Source organism: Staphylothermus marinus F1 (assembly GCF_000015945.1).
Taxonomy (GTDB): domain Archaea; phylum Thermoproteota; class Thermoprotei_A; order Sulfolobales; family Desulfurococcaceae; genus Staphylothermus; species Staphylothermus marinus.
This window is the reverse complement of record NC_009033.1, coordinates 1064543-1082900: the sequence shown is the minus strand read 5'-3', so window position 1 is coordinate 1082900 and position 18358 is coordinate 1064543. Positions and strand designations below refer to the sequence as shown.

General features: G+C 36.1%; 14 protein-coding genes and 2 tRNA genes. 7 read left to right on the top strand and 9 right to left on the bottom strand.

Annotated features, from left to right (window positions below):
• Positions 1 to 3 precede the first annotated feature (3 nt).
• From rgy to SMAR_RS05805, 3 genes are read left to right on the top strand one after another with little or no spacing between them, the layout of a single operon-like run.
• Positions 4 to 3945, top strand: a complete 3942-nt coding sequence (rgy, locus tag SMAR_RS05815) for a reverse gyrase (protein WP_011839408.1) — start codon at positions 4 to 6, stop codon at positions 3943 to 3945.
• Positions 3918 to 4853: a carbon-nitrogen hydrolase family protein gene (locus SMAR_RS05810; RefSeq protein WP_011839407.1), complete on the top strand. Its 936-nt coding sequence runs from the start codon at positions 3918 to 3920 to the stop codon at positions 4851 to 4853. The genes rgy and SMAR_RS05810 overlap by 28 nt, the downstream gene beginning before the upstream one ends.
• The gene (locus SMAR_RS05805; RefSeq protein WP_011839406.1) at positions 4816 to 5172 is read left to right on the top strand and encodes a hypothetical protein; all 357 of its coding nucleotides are present in this window, start codon (positions 4816 to 4818) and stop codon (positions 5170 to 5172) included. Before SMAR_RS05810 ends, SMAR_RS05805 begins: the two co-directional genes overlap by 38 nt.
• Here SMAR_RS05805 and SMAR_RS05800 read toward each other — a convergent pair.
• Together SMAR_RS05800 and SMAR_RS05795 are read right to left on the bottom strand one after the other, a co-directional pair.
• Positions 5169 to 5867: a 50S ribosomal protein L11 methyltransferase gene (locus tag SMAR_RS05800; RefSeq protein ID WP_169696942.1), complete on the bottom strand. Its 699-nt coding sequence runs from the start codon at positions 5865 to 5867 to the stop codon at positions 5169 to 5171. The two genes, SMAR_RS05805 and SMAR_RS05800, sit on opposite strands and share 4 nt — an antisense overlap.
• A 48-nt stretch (positions 5868 to 5915) precedes the next feature.
• Entirely contained in the window at positions 5916 to 6311 is a 396-nt protein-coding gene (locus tag SMAR_RS05795; RefSeq protein ID WP_011839404.1) for a translation initiation factor IF-5A, read from the bottom strand.
• 119 nt (positions 6312 to 6430) lie between these two features.
• On the opposite strand from SMAR_RS05795, the gene SMAR_RS05790 reads away from it, so the two are divergent.
• The gene (locus SMAR_RS05790) at positions 6431 to 7906 is read left to right on the top strand and encodes a DUF2139 domain-containing protein (protein WP_148676760.1); all 1476 of its coding nucleotides are present in this window, start codon (positions 6431 to 6433) and stop codon (positions 7904 to 7906) included.
• Between the two features lie 4 nt (positions 7907 to 7910).
• Here SMAR_RS05790 and lpdA read toward each other — a convergent pair whose 3' ends face one another.
• From lpdA to gcvPA, 3 genes are read right to left on the bottom strand one after another with little or no spacing between them, the layout of a single operon-like run.
• Complete coding sequence (lpdA, locus tag SMAR_RS05785) at positions 7911 to 9266, bottom strand: dihydrolipoyl dehydrogenase (RefSeq protein WP_011839402.1); 1356 nt, start codon at positions 9264 to 9266, stop codon at positions 7911 to 7913.
• Between the two features lie 18 nt (positions 9267 to 9284).
• Entirely contained in the window at positions 9285 to 10850 is a 1566-nt protein-coding gene (gene gcvPB, locus SMAR_RS05780; protein WP_011839401.1) for an aminomethyl-transferring glycine dehydrogenase subunit GcvPB, read from the bottom strand.
• Between the two features lie 5 nt (positions 10851 to 10855).
• Entirely contained in the window at positions 10856 to 12265 is a 1410-nt protein-coding gene (gene gcvPA / locus SMAR_RS05775) for an aminomethyl-transferring glycine dehydrogenase subunit GcvPA (protein ID WP_011839400.1), read from the bottom strand.
• Positions 12266 to 12354: 89 nt separating this feature from the next.
• On the opposite strand from gcvPA, the gene gcvT reads away from it, so the two are divergent.
• A complete protein-coding gene (gene gcvT / locus SMAR_RS05770; RefSeq protein ID WP_011839399.1) occupies positions 12355 to 13467 on the top strand; it encodes a glycine cleavage system aminomethyltransferase GcvT in 1113 nt (370 codons plus the stop codon).
• Here gcvT and SMAR_RS05765 read toward each other — a convergent pair whose 3' ends face one another.
• Positions 13468 to 14580, bottom strand: coding sequence for an ATP-NAD kinase family protein (locus tag SMAR_RS05765; protein WP_011839398.1), 1113 nt, complete (start codon positions 14578 to 14580; stop codon positions 13468 to 13470).
• 68 nt (positions 14581 to 14648) lie between these two features.
• On the opposite strand from SMAR_RS05765, the gene glyA reads away from it, so the two are divergent.
• Positions 14649 to 15968 (top strand): serine hydroxymethyltransferase, encoded by a 1320-nt coding sequence (glyA, locus tag SMAR_RS05760; RefSeq protein ID WP_011839397.1) that lies wholly within the window; start codon positions 14649 to 14651, stop codon positions 15966 to 15968.
• Positions 15969 to 16014: 46 nt separating this feature from the next.
• Complete coding sequence (gcvH, locus tag SMAR_RS05755) at positions 16015 to 16446, top strand: glycine cleavage system protein GcvH (protein WP_011839396.1); 432 nt, start codon at positions 16015 to 16017, stop codon at positions 16444 to 16446.
• A gap of 46 nt (positions 16447 to 16492) precedes the next feature.
• Here the strand turns inward: gcvH and SMAR_RS05750 are convergent.
• The 3 genes from SMAR_RS05750 to SMAR_RS05745 all read right to left on the bottom strand — a co-directional run bounded on the left by SMAR_RS05750 (position 16493) and on the right by SMAR_RS05745 (position 18245).
• Positions 16493 to 16586 (bottom strand) — tRNA-Val (locus tag SMAR_RS05750).
• A gap of 274 nt (positions 16587 to 16860) precedes the next feature.
• A tRNA-Trp gene (locus SMAR_RS08570) sits at positions 16861 to 17037 on the bottom strand.
• Positions 17038 to 17336: 299 nt separating this feature from the next.
• The gene (locus SMAR_RS05745; protein WP_011839395.1) at positions 17337 to 18245 is read right to left on the bottom strand and encodes a hypothetical protein; all 909 of its coding nucleotides are present in this window, start codon (positions 18243 to 18245) and stop codon (positions 17337 to 17339) included.
• Between the last annotated feature and the right edge of the window lie 113 nt (positions 18246 to 18358).

The following is an 18358-nucleotide window of genomic DNA, read 5'->3' as shown; positions in this document are numbered from 1 at the left end:
TATATGGTGGAATTAAAGCATATTCATGGATATTATAGATATTCGTGTCCTAATTGTGGCGGCGAAGATAGTGACCTACGATTAATACATAAAGCACCATGTGATAAGTGTATTGAGGAAGAACTATTTTATAGAATCAGAGAAAACATTGGTGAAAAATCCTACAAGGAAATACTTGAAACATACTATAGAATGCTTCTAAAAAATAATAAGTTGAAGAAAAGATTTGAGTTCCTATATAAATTTGAGGAAAAACTAGAAAAATTCGAGAAATTTTTCAGCGAAGCAACAGGAGGATATAAGTTCTGGAGTGCACAAAGAACATGGGCTAGACGATTATTAAAACGTAGATCCTTCAGCATCATAGCACCTACCGGTATGGGTAAAACAATGTTTGCATTGATAAGTTCGCTTTATTTATCTAAAAAACAAATCATGATCCAAAAGAATAGGATTTCACGTAAAAAGATCTATTTAGTATTTCCCACTACGCCTCTATTACTCCAAGCTGAGAAAAAGCTTAGAAAACTAGCTGAACAGGAAAAAATACCTGTTTGCCAAGAAGAAGATTCTGATCAAACATGTTTAAATATTATCAGTATACATGGACGTGTTCCTAAGAAGAAACGAGAGAAATTATTAGAAGAAATTAGATCAGGAAATTTCGACATATTGTTATCAACTAATATGTTTATGCATAAAAACTATGAGTTATTGCTTGACAAGAAATACGAATTAATAGTCATGGATGATGTCGACGCTATACTGCGCAGTGGAAAAGCTATACGTATACTTTTCTATATATTAGGGCTTACCGATCAAGAAATAAATGAAGCTATAGAATACCTAAAGCTAAGACAGAGATTAGCATTAAAATTATCAGAAGAAGAAAGAAGAGAACTAGAAGAAAAACTAGAAACATTAGAGAAGAGAATAGAGAAGTATAAAAGAAAAATCGACACAGTTGTTATTGTTTCAAGTGCAACAGGTAAACCTAGAGGAATTTATCCAAGACTATTTAGAATATTACTAAACTTTGAAGCAGGTTCTAGAGCTGAAGCTATCAGGAACATTGTTGATACTTATACTTATTCCAAAGAATCGCTTGAACAAACAATTATTAGGCTCGCAAAGAAACTGGGCGATGGAGGACTAATATTTGTTCCAATAGATAAGGGAGTCGAGTATGCTGAGACTATAGCTGAGCTTTTAAAGAAACATGGAATAAACGCTGAAGCATTTCACGCGAAAAAAGCGGTTAAATTACTGGAAGAATTCGCTTCTGGCAATATAGATATCCTGGTCGGTGTAGCAACATATTATGGAGTAATGGTTCGTGGACTAGATCTGCCGGACAGAGTTAAGTATGCCATATTCACAGGTGTCCCTAGACACAAATTCAGTACAAGATTAGAGTCACCCTCACCCATCGATGTGCTACGAATATTCACAATTCTTCGGGATGTACTTGAAGGAGAAGAAAAAAGAAAAGCCGAGATCCTGATTGGCCGTATATCGTTGAGGCTCAGACGACTCAGTCAAGGAGCACTTATGAAATTAAAAGAGGACTTCATGAAGAAGCTTCAAGGAGAAGAGGTTGAAGAGTACCCATTACTATCTCTGTTAATGGAAGCATTATCGATGGCTAGAGAATTACTTTCCAAACCAGAGATCTGGGAGAAACTAAAACAAAAAGGAGATGTAGCTCTAGTTCAGGAGGACGGTAAATCTTATATTTTGATCCCAGATGTCGCGACATATATTCAAGCAAGCGGTAGAACTTCTAGATTATATCCCGGAGGGATCACTAAGGGATTATCCATAGTCATAGTTGATGATCAGAGACTATTAAATGGACTAATTAAAAGGATGAGATGGCTATTTGAAGAATTTGATATGAAGAGACTAGACGAAGTAGACTTAGATAAACTCATGAAAGAAATAAATGAGGAAAGAAGAAAAGTCAAAATGATACTGGAAGGCAGAATTGAAGTAGAGAAAACACTTGAACTAACAAAATCAGCGTTACTCATAGTGGAGTCTCCTAATAAGGCTAGAACAATAGCTAATTTCTTCGGAAAACCCTCTATAAGAATACTAGAAAACGGTATGCCCGTATACGACGTTACTACGGGTGACTATGTATTATCAATAATTGCTAGCATAGGCCACGTATATGATCTAGTAGTTGACGATGGACTATACAATTACGGCGTCAGACTAGTCGGTGATAAATTCATCCCAGTATATACAGATATAAAAAGATGTAATAAGTGCGGATACCAGTTCACAGCTGAAACAAATACATGTCCAAAATGTGGTAGCAGAGATATATCGAGAAAACTAGACATAGTAGAAACACTACGCGAACTAGCAAACGAAGTAGATGTAGTATTTATTGGCACAGATCCAGATACTGAAGGAGAAAAGATTGGGTGGGACATTAAAGTATTACTAGAACCATATGCCAGGGAGATCAAAAGAGTGGAATTTCATGAAATTACTAGAAAAGCTATATTAAATGCGATAAGAAATCCCAGAGACTTCGATATGAAGCTTGTGGAAGCACAAATTGTTCGTAGAGTAGAGGATCGATGGCTTGGTTTCGCATTATCTAAGAAGGTACAGAAATACTTCTGGCCAATATACTGTTTCAAAGTCTTACACCCTCTCCTCAATAAATATGTAAGGGAAGGGAAGAGAATCACAGATAAAATGCCGTTTTGCTGTATAGAGAATAGAAACCTTAGTGCTGGAAGAGTTCAAACTCCTGTACTAGGATATATTATTAGAAGATTCAAAGAACATAATGATGAGTCAAAGTTCAGATATTTATTGACGATAAAGATCAATGATAGTAGGTTACGAGTAGATATTGATAGAAGTGTATTAGAAATTATCGGAATTACCTCACATAGAAACCTTATTGGCTATAGAGTCGAAGTTCGAGAAGAAGATAGAAAAGAGGAGATCATTAATCCTCCTCCACCGTTCACGACAGATACATTACTAGAAGAAGCATCTATTAGACTAGGATTATCGACAACACGTACAATGGAGATTGCACAAGAACTATTCGAATTAGGTCTGATAACATATCATAGAACAGATAGTACAAGGATAAGCGATGCTGGAATAAATGTTGCAAGACAGTATCTTGAAGAAAAACTTGGTGAAAAAGCAAAGGAAGTATTTAAACCGAGAACATGGGGTGTAGGCGGTGCTCACGAGGCAATAAGACCTACTAGGCCCATTGATGCTGATAGATTAGCAGAGCTGATTCGCGAGGGGGCATTAATTCTTGCAAGACCATTAACTAGACTACACTACATGGTTTACAAATTAATATTCAATAGATTCATTGCTAGCCAAATGATTCCTGCAAAGATTGTGAAACAAGTTCTCAAGATTAGAATGAACGGATATGAGAAGAAAGTTGAAAGAGTAATAGGTATTATCGAGAAAGGATTCCTAGAATTCTATCAAACAGTTAATGTAGAGGAAGAAGTTAAACCAGGGACTTATCCAGTAGTGGATGTAGAAGTATTAAAACCGCCCTTAGCTAGATATCATGATGTCATTAAATGGATGAAGACCAATGGAATAGGTAGACCGAGCACCTATGCTAAAATAATACAGACACTAATCGATAGAAAATACGTTAACGTATCTAAGCGTGTAAAAGCATTAATTCCAACAAAAAGAGGAACAATGGTATATGAAGAATTCTTGGATAAGTACTACAAAGATGTTGTCAGCGTAGAAGTAACAAGGGAGTTGGAAAAGAAAATGAAAGAAGTAGAAGAGGGTATTAGAGATTATCAGGAAGTTCTTCATGAAATATTTAATGAACTAAAAACTAAAATCATAGATAACCCTGTAGTGAACAAAGAATTGGAACAGAAGTGGAGTAAACATTGCGGACAAATAGAGTCTTCAAAATAATAAATCCATTCCAGTCAGAGACAAGCAAACATGTTATAAGTAGTTATATAGCTATAGGTCATTTAAACGTATATATCAGAGATAAAAGAAATAATTTAGATGTAGCTAGAAAAAGTTTATTGTTGGCTCATGAAAACTATGTTGATACTCTTATACTACCATATATGCAACCATATGGACCCATACTTGATAATAATATTTCTAAAAGCACACTACGGAAAAAATATGGATTATCACTAACAAGTGGGTATTTAGCTAGTCTAAGCATTATTGCTAAAAATTATGGAGTAAATGTTTTACTCATGAGCACTATAGAAAAAGCTGGTTCAAAGATTTACGTAACAGCTTTCTTGATTCCGGGTATAATAGGTGAACCAATCGAAAAGTATAGAAAAATAGTACTAAGCGATCGAGAGAAAATTATAGGCTTTAACAAAGGAAAAACAATTAAAAAATTTAGATGTAGAAACATCTACTATAGCATAGTTTTAGATGACGAAATTCTATATCCAGAACTAGCAAAGCTTAACCTATATCTTGGAACAGACATATTATTCGTAGGAATAGCTCCGGATTATCCCGTTAAGAACTATATGAGCATAATCAAATCATTAGCACTTATGACCCGGTCAAAGATTGTATTAGTTGGGGGAATATATTATTATGAGAATAAGTTAAGCTATATTGTCCCAACAATCATTCTTGATCAAAGAGGCAACGTATTATTCAAGTATATAAGCGATGAACAAGCATTAATAATGCTACCCACACAATATCTTATTAGGGAAAATAAGAAAATTGATCAAGAAACTATGTTTATCTATACATTATATAGTAGACTATTTCGACACAAAAAAAGAGGTGTGAGAATTGGATCTGGAAAAGGTTATACCTATAAAATTGAATAGTCTAAACGATCTTGTAAGATTAGCAGCAACTATTTCTAGTCCTCAAGCTATGATGTATATTCTTAAATTTAAGTATAGAAACAAATTAGTCTTAGGCGTTCTCGGAGTGTTCAGAGACTATTATAAACTATATGGTTTACCAATGTTTTATTATTATACCCTTGAGAAAGAAGATGCTGAAAAAGTAATTGATAAAAACTATATAATAATTACTAGTGATAACGAGAAAATAGAATTTTCAAAACATCCAAAACCAGGATTATCTATACCTATGATTACTTTGGCAGAAAAACCATTATTTATTCCCGAACTTGACTAGGAACTTTTAATTCCTCTCACAATTTTTATGTTTAGTCCGGGTGGGTTAAATGTATATGTTTCATATCCTAGATCCTTGAAGAACTTATATATCCTACTAACAATTCTTGGATCCTTACCTGCAAACACCGATATTCTACCATTTTTCCTTAGGAGAACATGTAGCTTGAAAAGAAAACTGTTTGAAAAAATCCGTGGATTTTTACGGGGATTAGGTCCTCCATCATGGACGATGTGGGTAAAATAATATCCTATTCTAAGTAATATATTTGTCAAAATATTAGCATCTCCTAGAATGATTTTCGTAATTGATCTATTATTTAGCGCGTGTTGAAACGCTTCATATGGATTATTATTTAGGGCTATACCTACAATATATGGATCAATATCTATAGTAATTATCTGTTTAGCACCACTATATTGTAAGCAATAATTTGTTCTGCCAAGCCCTGTTCCAATTTCTAAAACAGTATCCTTATTAGAAACTGCTTCCGCCCATGCTATATAGCATCCAAGAGCGACGACTCTTTCCCAATCAGCTCCAACAAGCTTATTTCTATATCCAAGACCACCTGTATTTTTGTCTATGTATTCTTGAATTTCTTTTGGACCCACATGTTTCTGTATAAAATCATAGGCTTTGTTAGCGATTTGCCTAGATAAACTATCTGCTTTATCGATTTTTTCTTGCAGCAAATATCTTGTAATGCAAGGAATTATTTTTTGTATATGGAAAAACATTGTTTACCTTGTTCTTATAATCATTCTCTTACCCATGACAACCCAGTATTCTACTTCTACTCCAGGCTTTAGTTTTTCTCGAAGTTTTTCATCACTAGGCTTTTCAACTTCAAATGTTTCAAATGTTTCCATATCCATTACTTGTAATAAGTCCCCCATATCAGCTATTATTTGTCCAACTCTCTTCTCAATAACTGGAACCTCTACCCTCTGATCTACAGGAGCTACAAGGGTTTTCTTGTTACCTGTAAATAATCCTATCGCTACTACGTGTGCTTTAGCGCTTCCGTGTTTTCCTGTTTTAGCTTTGCTCATTTCAACTATTCTACATGGTTCACCATCTATAATAATGAAATTACCTGGTTTTAATTCTCCTAGAGTGGCATAGGTTTTGCTCATCTATTATACACCTCATAAACAATTATATCCTGACCTATACTTGGTTTGTTCGGAATAAATTATTATTCTAGCCATATATAAAACATGTGTGGAAAAATAAACGAGTAGGTGTATCATTGTTGACTCATATTATTGATTATCTTGGTGAATACCCTCCAAATTATGGTCCAGAATGGGGTAGTGGAGGCATATTCGGACTGAAATATCATAAGGGAGTCCTATATTATATGTTAGCTTTTGAAGCCCAAGGTTATTTCATAGATCGTGGTGGAATAAGGAAAATATATGAGTTCGAAAAACTAGGTTTTAAACCAGTATCAGGCGGAGACACATATAATGCTGTATATGCTATAGATGATTCAATCTATTTTGGTGGATGGGTTCATGCACCAGCTATTTATAGAGGACGAACTAGTAAAGGAGCCACTATTGATTTCCGCAATAAGTATAGCCACGTCCACAAATACGATATAAGTAATAATGAAGTCTCACTTATATGGAAGGAAAGCATGCATGATCCAGAGAAATGGGTTGGAGAAATATCGGAGATAATATATGATCCTTATGAGCAGAAATTATTACTAGCAAGAGCTGACGGCCACACAAACCTAGGAGTATACGAACTTGATCCTTCAAGTGGAAAAACAAGAAAAATTCTGGATGAACCCGCACTAAAGGGGGCTATAAACTTAGATTATGCATGCTTTTCAATACATTATTTCCCAAAAAGCTTTAACGGCATAGAGTGTGTTGATTTAATAGAGAGAAAAACTCTTATTGATAAATTCGATCCGGGCAAATATACTATTGACGATGGAGATGTTCTTTATCCTCTTGTAGGCCCAGTATCTTCACTATATGGTAGAGTATTTGCGTTTATGAAAGGTGGCGTATTAGTCTATAACCCAGTGCTCGGCGAAAAATACTTTGTTAGATTACTTGATATTCCATATTCACAGCTTGGACCCGCAAGAGCAAACGCTAAAATATTTGGAGGCGGAGTAATCGTTCCATATAATATGTTTGTACACTCAGTAATCAATCCTACAAATGAGTTCGAGGAAAAAGCTAAGAAAGCAACAAATACTATTATATCGCCAACACTTCTCCTATATATCGCTCCTCCCCTAGTAAAAATAATTGGGGCTTTCGGTGCAAGAATAACTAGTGTAGAAGTAATCGGAGATCAGATATTGTTAGCACATAATACTATGGCGAACACATATAGATATGATGCTTCACCATATGATCAAGGTATAAGAGGATTCACAGTACTAAACACAAGCATCATAAACAATTCTCCTCCTTCAGTCACTATAGTGGTTCCAGGATGGATGATAAAAGATAAAGTATTTGGAGGAATACCGTTAACCGGCTATAGATATCCAGAGCTAATAATAATAACGAAGAAAGAAAATCAATTAACAATTAATGAATACATGTTTACTCTACCACCAATGCTAACACATAATGAAAAAATCAGTATTAACTCCGGAAGAAACCGTATACACTTAAACAATTACAGTGGAATAGTATCCTTTAAATTCGATAAAAGCCTTAACGAAGATGATTTAGTAATTATTTATCTGAGGTGAAAAATTATTTTTTAAGATACAAATGTATTGGTTCGCCCAAAATATATTCGCTAATTTCTCTAACAGTTTCAGATACTGTCAAATGTGGATAAGGTATTCTCCATGCTTTCTCTAACCTTATCTTGTTCATGATGAAAGGTATAAACGATGATATTACTTCAGAGGCTAATGGGGAAACAACAAATATACCGTATGGAACATTGTTTTCATCCATTAGGATCTTTACATAAGAATACTTGCTATCCTTTATTCTAACCGCTGATAAATGAGATACTGGCATCCTAATCCTACGATACTTTATTCCTTTTTCTCTGAGTTCTCTCTCTGTATATCCTATCCAAGCAATTTCTAAACCACTGAAAATTGTCTGTGGTACTAAGTGGTAACTTAAAGAAAAGGATTCTTCCCCCAAAATATTTCTTGCTGCCGCAATACTTTCTAGAATTGCTTTATGAGCCAGTAATGGTTCACCAATAACATCTCCTACAGCATATATTCTGGGATTAGTTGTTTGATACTTCTCATTAACTTTGATAAAGCCTTTTTGAGTTGTTTCTACACGTACAGTTTCTAGACCTATATTTGTAGTTTTAGGTTTCCTACCAATAGCTACTAGGATTTTGTCGGTTTCAATGAGGTTATTGTTTGATAGTTTAGCTTTTACCTTATTGTTTTCAATAGTTATTTTTTCGACAAAAGTATTCTCATAGATCTTAACGTTTTTCTCTCTGAGAAATCTTTTCATAGTTAAACTTATGTCTTTGTCGAGGAAAGGAAGTATGTTAGGCATTGCTTCAACAATAGTAACATCTATACCCAACTGTGAAAAAGTGTATGCGGCCTCAACACCGATAACTCCGCCACCAATAATTAATATTTTTTCGGGTTTTTCTTCCATATAGAATACCTCTCTATTACTCAGCAAATATTTACCGTCAAAATTCACGTTTGGAAGCGGTTTAGGATCTGTTCCGAGAGCGAGTATAATGTTCTTAGGAGAAATGATATCATTACCTATTTTGATCGCAGTATCTTTTTTTAGAACAGCCTTAGAATTTATTATATCAACACCGTAGCTTTCTAAGAGATATTCTATTCCATTACGTGTTTCCTTAACAACTGATGATACCCATCTAGATAAGTTATTCCAATCTATATTTGCATTTCCACCTACTTTCTCTATAGTTCGAAATGCTTCAGCAATATTATATAGAGCTTTACTCGGGACACATCCATAATTTGTACATTCGCCTCCCAGTAAATGTTCCTCAATCACAGCAACTTTCAAACCATGTCTAGCAAGATATATAGCTGCTGGATAACCTCCTACTCCAGCACCTACTACTACAACATCATACATTACTAATTCTCACCAATGCTAGCATTCACTATACTTTCTACAAACTTTCTCCATATAAATCCTCCATGTTGGGGCAAGGGTTTTGGGATGATTAGCTCTTACATTATCTACTCTTCTAACACTTGTATTAAGCGGCCACTCTTTAGCTTTTTCCGGATCACTATATGCTATAGTGCTTATTTCTTGTAATCTTTCAGCATATTTCTCGATGTACTCAATGGTTTCTGATTCTGTAAACTCGGTCATTAATGCTTCATGAACAATTAATGGGAAATATATTGTGGGCGCATAGAATCCTGCGTCAAGCAATCCTTTAGCGACATCTTCAGCTGAAACTCCCGTATCATCATATAGTGGTTTAGCGCTTAACACGACTTCGTGTTTACGATATCTATCTTTTCCATAAGGTATATCGTATCCTCTTATGTCCTTAACTAGTGAAATGAAGTAGTTGGTGTTTAGAACCGCTTGTTCGGTAACTGTTCTTAGCCCTTTAGAGCCGAGCATTAATATATATGTATATCCCCATATTAGGGGAACTATGTTACCGAAGAACGCCTTCAACAAACCAATACTGTATTTCTCATTATTAACCAGCTTATATAATCCAGTTTTTTCATCATAAACAACTCTATAACCTGGCAATAGATCTCTCAGCCAAATATTTCTTTCTTCATCAATTAATTTATCCTTAACACATACTGGTCCCGCTCCCGGCCCTCCTCCACCATGAGGAGCGCCAAATGTTTTATGAATATTTATATGTGCAATATCGAATCCCATATCACCGGGCCTAGTATAACCCATTATTCCATTAAGATTCGCTCCATCATAGTATAGTAGTCCATCTACTCCATGAATAATCTTAGATATCTCAACTACATTTTCCTCAAATAATCCGAGAGTGCTTGGATTAGTAATCATTAGGCCAGCCGTTGATTCACCAACAACGCTCTTTAAAGCTTCCATATCTATATTACCATCTTCTCCAGACGGCACCTCTACAACTTTGAACCCGCCCATTGAAGCACTCGCAGGATTTGTTCCATGAGCGGAATCAGGTATTATGATTTCACTTTTTCGATCTAGTTGTTTCTTTAATTCATGGTATTTCCTAATAATCAGTATACCAGAGAATTCTCCGTGAGCCCCGGCAGCTGGGTGTAGTGAGCAATAATCCATTCCAGTAATGTTTGCAAGCCATTTCTGAAGCTCATATAATATCTCGAGTAGTCCTTGAATTGTCCTCTCATCTTGTAATGGGTGAAGCATATTTATCCTATAATCATTGCTTATTTCCCAAGCAATTCTGGGATTATATTTCATAGTGCATGATCCGAGAGGTACTGGTCCATTGTCTACTCCATAACTCATTTCCGTAAGCCTAGTATAATGACGTATCACTTCTACTTCACTTACTTCGGGGAGATTAGGCGGTTTCTTACGTAAAATTTTCTCTGGTATTCTTATCCCGCCCACTTTTCTCTTAACTTCTTCCTCGGGCTCGGGAACAATGAAGCCTTTTCTACCCTTGTTTCCAAGTTCGAATATTAAGGGTTCATCCCATCTAGATTGTCTAAACATTATTCTCACCTTTTCAACTCATTTATTATATCAGCTAGTTTTTCAACAAGGAGATCTATATCGTTTTTTGTATGTATCTCTGTGAAAGCATATAGTGCTGTCTCTCCGAGTTCCGGGAACCAGTTACCTATGTATAGTCCTCCGTGAATATTGTTTTCAAGTAGTTTTTCATGAACATACCTATACTTTACTCCTATATTGTCGAAGTTTATTGGGAATTCTTTGAAGAAATCGGATTTGAATATATCGGTGTTCAATCCTATTTCTCTAAGTCTAGCCTGAGCATAATGTGATCGATAATATATTAGTTCGGCTAGTTTACGTATTCCACTCTTACCTAGTAATGCCAAGTATATTGCTGCAGCTATAGCTGATAATGCTTCATTTGTACATATATTAGATGTTGCCTTGGCTCTACGAATATGTTGTTCACGAGTCTGCAATATCATCGTGAAAGCTCTTGATCCATCAACAGATCTTGTTAATCCTATTATTCTTCCCGGCATTTGTCTTACAAGTTTCATATCCATCCGTGTAGCAAATATTCCCAGATACGGGCCTCCATAGTTTAAGCCTAAACCTAATGGTTGGCCTTCACCAACAGCTATATCTGCGCCTAATTCGCCGGGAGGTTTAATCAACCCTAGAGATATTGGATCTATACCCATGATAAACAGGGAATCTATATCATGAACTATTTCTCCTATTTCTTTTGCATTTTCCTCTATGTATCCGAAGAAGTTTGGTGATTGAACATATACTGCTGCTGTGTCGTTATCAATTTTATTTTTAAGATCTTCCAAGTCTATGAGTCCTGTATCATGATTGTAATTCACATATTCAATTCTAACATTATGAGGAGAGAGATAGGTATTTACAACTCTTTTATGAATAGGGTTCATGTTTGATGGTAGCAATATTTTTTTCTTATTTTTCTTAACTCTAAGACTCATAAGTAAGGCTTCAGCTAGTGCAGAAGCCCAATCGTACATGGAGGAATTAACTACATCCATATCTAATAGTTCAGCCATTAAGCTCTGGTATTCGAATAATGCTTGAAGAATTCCCTGTGAGATCTCGGGTTGATAAGGTGTATAAGAGGTTAAGAATTCTCCTCGTGAAATCAAGTATTTTATCACCGATGGCACATAGTGTGGATAAGCACCGCCTCCTAGAAAGAGTAGGGGAACAAATACCTTATTCATAGATAGTTTTTCTTCGATAATTCTCCTTGCTGTAATTTCTGAGATAGGCTTCTTTAATCCAATTTCTAAATTATCCCATTCCTCCTTGCTAATCCTGATATTTCGAGGTATATCATTGAAGAACTCATCAATGTTTTTAACACCTATTTTCTCCAGCATTTTTTCTCTGATCTCCCTAGTACTATTAGGGATCCATGGATGAGAATCCATATTTCCAAACACCTTCGAAGCATTGTCATATCTTTTTATTAAATACTTCATTAATAGATTTGACTTGTAAAGTAGACTGGGTGAAAATATTGGCAAAGATCCCGCTTCTAAATTATCACGTGGAAAAACTGGGTGCAGAACCAGGTTTTTTCGGTGACTGGGAGGTACCAATGCGTTATACAAGCACTATTGAAGAACACTTAGCCGTTAGGAGCGATGTTGGAGTCTTTGATGTAAGCCATATGGGCAGAGTAAGGCTGAGAGGACCCGATGTATTCGAGCTAATACAATATATTTATACCAAGGATCTTTCGAAAGTAAAGCCTGGATGGATGAGTGGACCGACTCTCGCTCTTAATCAATGGGCTAGAGTAAAAGATGATGAAATGCTCTACAAGATTAGTGATGAGGAGTGGCTACTAGTACCCAATGCCTTAGTTAGAGAGAAAATGTTGTCATATCTAAAAAGCATAATAGATAGTCATCAATACAAAGTAGTAATAGAAGATTTAACACATAAGTACTCGATGATCGCTGTACAAGGACCTAAATCACCCAATATAATGGAAAAAATAGGATTAAAAGAAGCAGCTGATCTCAAACCTCTGCAATTTATAACCAATATCAAGCTCAATGATATCAAATTATTCCTCGTTAGTAGGAGTGGTTGGACAGGAGAAGATGGATTTGAGATCTGGGGAGAACATAGCAGTATTGCTAAACTATTAGATATTCTTGTCAAAGAAGGGGTTAAACCAGCAGGCATAATTGCAAGAGATACTTTAAGAATGGAAATGGGTTTTGTTCTAGGCGATCATGAATACGGAGAGGACCCAACCAAGTACCCATGTGTAATTAGTTTAAGATACGGGCTAGGAGCTATTACGTGGAGTAAGAAGGGATATGTTGGAGAAGAAGCTTTACGAGCATACTTAAGAGAAGGAGTGAGGTGGATTAGAATGGGGATAAAAATGAGTAAGAAGAATGCAAGGATAATTCCTCGAGAACATACTCCTGTCTATGTAGAGGATCAAGTGGTAGGCTGGGTCACTAGTGGAACATACTCTCCTATTTTGAGAAGAGGAATAGCTCAAGCATATATTGATGTTAGGTATGCTATCGAAGATCTACCTGTTAAGATCATGATGAGAAACAGGTTTTACGAGGGTAAAATCGTTGATTTTCCATTCATAAATAAATAGTCAAACTACTTTTTTAACAACAAATCTATTATAATCAACAAGAACTTTCCAATACCCCTTAAGCATAGCATCAACTTCATAATCACCTGTATCTACCCTTAATACCTTGACCGAATTGATTTTTCTCCACGTAGAAACTATTAGTATATTTTCTCTACCTACACGCCTAATGATCTCAGGAGATATTTGTTGGTTTCCCCTACCAAACACGAAGCCCTGACCACCTATAGGCGAGACTATTATCATTGCCTTATTATATTTGTTAATAATATCTAATAGTTCTCTTTCTCCAACATCTTTCGCGATCAGTTTTCCTCTATATATAACATCGACTCCCAGTATTGTTCCATCGATACCTAGTAACTTATTGATCGTCTTAACGGTTGAGCCAGGACCGAGAATATATATAGTATCTTTATCCATATGTTCAATTACGTATCTAGCAATAGCTATTTTATTTTCTTCCTCGGAAAAATCTTGGTAAATAGTCTTACTTGACTGAATCCTTCCCGAAGATACGGGAACCAATAAGTAGCCATAGAGCTTAACTACAAGTTTATCTCTTCTAAATGCCTCCTCATCTATGTCGAGAACTTCTCTCTCAACTATCTCTACATTCCCCTTCACAAAATCCTCAATAACTATTGCAGCATCCCGCGGTGTTGTAGCGAAAACAGCACTATACATTTTAACACCTGCCGGAACACCTAGCACTGGTACTTTTTTATCAACTGCTTCAAGAATATCTCTAGCAGTTCCATCACCACCTACAAACACTAGTATATCAATATCTTCGATCATTTGCCTCGCTATTCTACGGGTATCTTCCGGTGTAGTTGGTTGGTTAATGCTATTTATTATCTTGAACAATTTATCTCTAAGTCTAGATTTTCTAACTATATCCTCCCCCATAACTTTAGGGGCAGTAATTATTTGTATATTTCTCGTTCTTATGCTGTTAAGGAATTCGAGAGCTCTAATTGGAGATACTGGTTTAGCCCCTCTTCTCAGAGCTTCATAGTATGCTTCTCCATCAGTACCCTTTAACCCTACTCTCCCACCCATTCCCGCAATCGGATTCACTATAAAACCTATTCGAATAGTTTTAATCAAAATATTTTCACCCATGATTCTAGATTATATATCTGTGTCGGTATATAGTATATTGAGGTGTTCATATCATGGTTATAGATATTACTAAGAAATATCCTGAGCTCAAGGAAATATATGAATTAACAGTTAACCATACAATATGGAGGAAGAAAGAATGCATTAATCTCATAGCTAGCGAGAACGTTATGAGCCCTCTGGCAATGCTTCTCTACCTCAATGATATGATGCATAGATATGCGGAGGGGAAACCGTTTAAGAGATTCTATCAAGGATTAAAATTTGTTGATGAATTAGAGGTTAAGGCACAAAGAATAATTGGTGAACTACTCGAAACAGACTATGTTGAGCTAAGACCTATTAGTGGAACAATAGCGAATGCAACAGTATTCAAAGCTTTTGCAGAACATGGAGATAAAGCTGTTGTAGTCCCTGTCCAGGCAGGTGCACATGTAAGCCATACACGATACGGAACACTTGGAGGACTCGGTATAGAACAAGTAGAAATGCCATTCAATATAGAGGAGTGGAACATAGATGTTGACGGAGCTAAGAAAGTGATTGAAAAAGTTAAACCAAAAATAGTTATACTTGGAGGAAGCCTATACATATTTCCCCATCCAGTCAAAGAAATAGCTGAAGCTGCACATAGTGTAGGAGCAAAACTCATGTATGATGTAGCACATGTTCTCGGACTCATTACCGGAAAAGTCTGGGAGAACCCCTTGAAACAAGGAGCAGATATACTGACTTCATCGACACATAAAACATTCCCTGGACCACAAGGAGGACTAATAGCAACCGTTACAAAAGACGACTATAAAAAAGTTTCAAAAATTGTATTCCCAGTGTTCGTTTCAAATCATCATCTACATAGATTAGCAGCACTTGCAGTAACAGGTTTAGAAATGAAGTATTTCGGTAGACAATACGCTGAACAAATCGTTAAGAATGCAAAAGCGTTTGCAGAAGCTCTTGCAGAAAACGGCTTCAAAGTTATAGGTGAAAACAAGGGATATACTGAGAGCCACCAAGTAATAATTGATGTTAGAGAACACGGTGGCGGAGCCAAGAACGCAAAATTATTGGAGGAGGCAAATATTATTGTGAACAAGAACATGCTACCATGGGATAAACCAGAAGATATTAAGAACCCAAGTGGTATTCGTCTAGGAGTTCAAGAAGTAACTAGGTGGGGTATGAAGGAAGAAGATATGAAAACTATAGCTGAGTTCATGCGATTAGTAGTTATAGATAAGAGGGATCCTAAGGAGATAAGAAATAAGGTAATAGAGTTTAGAAAGAACTTTCTAGAAATACATTATGGGTTTAAAATAAGTGGCGAGGAAGAAACCAAACTATTAAAAATAATGTTACATGGAGAAGTCTAACTAATATTTTTATAACATCATCTAAAACAATTCATTGGGTGTAAACATGCCTGATGAGATAATTGTTGAAGTAGGTAGGAAGAAATACATTGTAAAGACAGATAGAAAATATACTGAAACGGACGAATGGGCTAAAATAGAAAATGGAATAGTTGTTATGGGCATCGCTGATTATGCGCAGAAAGAATTGAAAGATATAGTTGGCATTGAACTACCTGAAACAGGTAGAAACATTAGAAAAGGTGAAGAACTAGGCGTTATTGAATCAGTAAAAGCGACAAGTGAGTACTATGCTCCAGTATCCGGAGAAATAGTAGAGGTAAACGAGAGATTATTAGAAGAACCTGAATTACTAAATATAGACCCGTATGGTGAAGGATGGATAGCTAAAATAAAACCACAAGATCCTAAAGAATATGAATCATTACTTCCGCCAGAAAAATATGCAGAGATGATTAAACAAAAAGAATCTAAATAATTATTTTTTGAACACTTAGCTACTAGATCGAATTATTTATTAATAGTGGGCCCGCGGGGATTTGAACCCCGGACCTCCGCCTTTCTAAGCCTACCCAGACACGTCAGGGCGGCGTCCTAACCAGGCTAGACGACGGGCCCAAATATTGTTCTCAATTCCTATACAATAGCGTTTGTACCGAATACCGCTCTTGGATCGAGGCTCTACACAGAGCCCTTCATCCGCGTTTCCCAAACCATGTATATCATAGAGTGCATATGGGTTTATAAAGTGAACTCTAAGCAGACAGAGATAATTCCAAACAATAATGGTTTCCAAAGCTTCCCAAATAACTGTAATGTCCAAATGAGCGAATGGCCTAAAATATGGATTATTAAAACTTTTACGAAAAACCTCTTATACAAACAGAGATCATGGTGGGCCCGGGGGGATTTGAACCCCCGACCTACGGGTCACTCCCTCCAGATCTAATTCATTCCTCCCCATTGGGAGGTCATATGACCCATAGCAGTGATCTGGAGCTTCGACCACCCCCCATTATAGAGTTTAAGAGGGGGTGTCCGCCGCTCTACCTGGCTGAGCTACGGGCCCACCAACAGTCATCAATATATGGGTTATTGTATACTGTGATATAAGCGTTTTTGTGATCTGACCTATGCCTGCCGTAACTGTAAAGTATCTAGTAGGCGTTCATGGGTATTAGTGGGATAAACCTATATCTAAGGATGTGGGGATTTTTCCTTCGATGAGGGTCTGGGATGATCTTGTCCTTCCAATCCTGAGAAGGAGCTGGGTTGCCTTGAAAGAGTGAAAGACCAATGATATGCTCCAATGAACCCTGAGAAAGCTGAAGTTAATGCACACCAAAGCCTACGCAGTTCTATCAAGACCTACGTAAGCTGAACCCCCAGCTCGGTTACGCCCCATACTCTTATTTTTGCTTCTCTATCTTTTGCTACTCCTAGTAGGACAGGTAACATTTCTTCTCCGCCTTTGATTTCTCTGACTCTTTTAATTACACCATACGTTGCGATAATTTTCCCGTCAGGTGTTAATGAAACATATATTTCAGTGTTGTTTGCTCTCATACTTATTAGGACCAACTTATAGTTCTTAGCTTGTTCAAGTATGGGTTCTATTATTGTTTTTCTGAATTCTTCGACGTTACTGGGTACTCTTGTTATGATCCTTTTAATGAGTCTTGCTTTTAATAAAATATTGGCCAAGTATATTGGATCCGTTAATTTTGTTATAATGTCTTGTGAGATATACGTAGTAGGCCTGCCTTCCTCTACTCTCCTCGCCTCTATCTCAGCAACAGCTGGTTTAGACGGGGCTTCCTCTTTCTCTGTAGGAACAGTTTCTTTTACTAATGCTTCTTTCTTAACTCCAACCTTTCTCATAGTTCTAATATAGTTCACAATAGAGTCTTCGACAAATTTCACAAGTTTCCTGCAAAGCTTTTCAATATCTGATCTACAAGTTGTAACTATTTCTATTCGAGTATATGGAAACATCTCCGCCAGTCTTATAGATATATTAATGTCTAGTGTCTCGCCTATTGCAGAAATTACAACTGATCTTTCAGAAGTTCTCCTAGAATTAACAATTAATTTTTCCCTTATTGTCCTGAAAAAGCTTCTAAAAATAAACTCAACAACATATCCCTTCTGTGTTTTTTCAATAATCCTAGCATCTTTAATGCTTTTTATTAACTCCTCAATATCAGTCAATAATTTAATTACATCTTCTATTTTAAGTGAACTATCAAAAACTTTTGTACTACTAATTATTGGCAATTTTTTCCCTCCACACATATAAATGAAAATGCTTCCCAAATATTATTAGGCATTTTCAAAATAAATATATAATTGGCTTTACATGCCCCGATGAAGAATGAACCCGGGTAATA